6 tRNA genes and 1 rRNA gene are annotated in these 761 nt (G+C 51.4%); all 7 read left to right on the top strand.

The annotated features are described in order from the left end of the window. A 5S ribosomal RNA gene (gene rrf / locus KNP68_RS15105) occupies positions 1-88 on the top strand; the annotation flags it as partial. Positions 89-99: 11 nt separating this feature from the next. Beyond that, a tRNA-Val gene (locus KNP68_RS15100) sits at positions 100-175 on the top strand. Positions 176-183: 8 nt separating this feature from the next. Beyond that, positions 184-259: transfer RNA gene (locus tag KNP68_RS15095), tRNA-Thr, on the top strand. Positions 260-294: 35 nt separating this feature from the next. Next, positions 295-381 (top strand) — tRNA-Leu (locus KNP68_RS15090). 31 nt (positions 382-412) lie between these two features. Next, a tRNA-Arg gene (locus tag KNP68_RS15085) sits at positions 413-489 on the top strand. Positions 490-496: 7 nt separating this feature from the next. Continuing rightward, positions 497-573: transfer RNA gene (locus tag KNP68_RS15080), tRNA-Pro, on the top strand. 11 nt (positions 574-584) lie between these two features. Continuing rightward, positions 585-660, top strand: a tRNA-Ala gene (locus KNP68_RS15075). The last annotated feature ends 101 nt before the right edge of the window (positions 661-761 follow it).

Genomic DNA, 761 nt, shown 5'->3' with positions numbered 1-761 from the left:
CCGTTCCCATGCCGAACACGGAAGTTAAGCGCTTCAGCGCCGAAAGTAGTTGGGGGTCTCCCCCTGTGAGGATAGGACGCTGCCAGGCATTACATATTTGGAGGATTAGCTCAGCTGGGAGAGCACCTGCCTTACAAGCAGGGGGTCGGCGGTTCGATCCCGTCATCCTCCACCATTACACCTGCCGGTGTAGCTCAGTTGGTAGAGCATCTGACTTGTAATCAGAGGGTCGAGGGTTCGAATCCTTTCGCCGGCACCATTTTTTAAAATAGTCTACCGCATGAATTATACCTTGCCGGGGTGGCGGAATTGGTAGACGCACAGGACTTAAAATCCTGCGAGGGTTTCCTCGTGCCGGTTCAAGTCCGGCCCTCGGTACCATCTTAATATCCCATGAAAGTTCATTCGTCTCGCACCCTTAGCTCAGCTGGATAGAGCGTTAGACTACGAATCTAAAGGCCGGGAGTTCGAATCTCTCAGGGTGCACCATCTATTTCGGGAAGTAGCTCAGCTTGGTAGAGCACTTGGTTTGGGACCAAGGGGTCGCAGGTTCGAATCCTGTCTTCCCGACCATCATAACTTTTGGGGCCTTAGCTCAGCTGGGAGAGCGCCTGCCTTGCACGCAGGAGGTCAGCGGTTCGATCCCGCTAGGCTCCACCAATTCTTTAAACCGACGAACTTTGAAAACTGAACGATGAGGCAAAAAAAGTTTTACAATTTTTGAATGAAGCGCAAGCTTCGTCATTTTTAAAGAGCTATAT

Source organism: Exiguobacterium sp. s50 (assembly GCF_018618175.1).
Lineage (GTDB): Bacteria > Bacillota > Bacilli > Exiguobacteriales > Exiguobacteriaceae > Exiguobacterium > Exiguobacterium chiriqhucha.
Note: the sequence above shows the minus strand (reverse complement) of the source record. Positions and strands in the feature narration are given on the sequence as shown.